Annotated in this window: 1 protein-coding gene; it reads right to left on the bottom strand. The window is 74.2% G+C overall.

Annotated elements, in window-relative coordinates; genetic code table 11:
• Nucleotide 1: 1 nt before the first annotated feature.
• On the bottom strand, nt 2–916 hold the full coding sequence (locus E1283_RS36400) for a serine/threonine-protein kinase (protein ID WP_341829990.1): 915 nt from the start codon (nt 914–916) through the stop codon (nt 2–4).
• Nucleotides 917–1,142 lie beyond the last annotated feature (226 nt).

Below are 1,142 nucleotides of genomic sequence, written 5' to 3'. Positions count from 1 at the left end.
GTCATACCCGGATCCTTGGCCTCCCCGAGCAACTTGAGGAGCACGGGGCCGAGGGGCCCGGCTGCGGCAGCAGCGGCGCGAGGACCGTGAAGACGTGGCCGGTGTCGGTCGGCCTGGCCGCCGGGTCCCTGGCGAGTAGTTGGTGGACGAGGCCGGCGAGCTGCGGCGGCGCGTCCGGCCGCAGCCGCTGCACCGGGACCGGCTCCTCGTGCAGCTTCTTGTAGAGCAGCCCGGCCGCGTTGGGCGCGGTGAACGGGGCCTGGCCGGTGAGCAGTTCGTAGCCGATGGCGCCGAGCGCGTAGAGGTCGGCCGGAGTTCCGACCGGGTGGTTGCCGACGGCCTGTTCCGGCGCCATGTAGACGGGCGTGCCGACCATGGCGCCGGTGCGGGTGAGCCGGGTGTCCTCGCCGTCGCCGCGGACGGCGGCGACGCCGAGGTCGAGGATGGTCGCGCGGCCGTCGTGGCGGATCATGACGTTGCCCGGCTTGAGGTCGCGGTGGACGATCGAGACCGCGTGCACGGCGGCGAGCGCGGAGCAGAGCTGGGCGAGCACGGCGACGGCCCAGGGCCAGGGGTAGGGGTCGTGCTCGGCGAGGTGGTCGGAGAGGTCGCAGCCCTCGATGAGCTGCATGACGAGGAACAGCTCCTCGCCGTCCCGGCCGGCGTCGTGGATGGCCACCAGGCCCGGGTGGTCGACGCGGGCCGTGGCCCGGCACTCGCGGAGGAAACGGCGGCGCAGCTCGTCGGGGTCGGTGGTGCCGGAGAGCGAGGCGAGGCGGTCGGCGTGCAGCAGCTTGACGGCGACGCGCCGCCCGCCGAGGGCGACGTCGCGGCCCGACCAGACCTCGCCCATGCCGCCCTTGCCCAGGGGTTCGGTGAGTTCGTAGCGCCCGGCGAGGAGTCGGCCGCCGGTCATGGGCGGTCCTGGCCCGGGTCGTCGGAGCGGCGCAGGTACTCGCCGAGTTCGTCGAGCTCGGAGGCGACCTGCCGCATCCGCGGCGAGGTCCGCGGCTCGGCGGGTCCATGACGCCGTGGCCCGCGTAGTACACGACCAGGGTGTCCCTGGCCGACTTGGCGGCCCTGATGACCGGTTCGATCAGTTCGTCGGGCGTCCTGGGGTCCAGCACGGTCCGGCAGCGGTC

Source organism: Streptomyces hainanensis, from assembly GCF_004348415.1.
Taxonomy (GTDB): domain Bacteria; phylum Actinomycetota; class Actinomycetes; order Streptomycetales; family Streptomycetaceae; genus Streptomyces; species Streptomyces hainanensis.
Note: the sequence above shows the minus strand (reverse complement) of the source record. Positions and strands in the feature narration are given on the sequence as shown.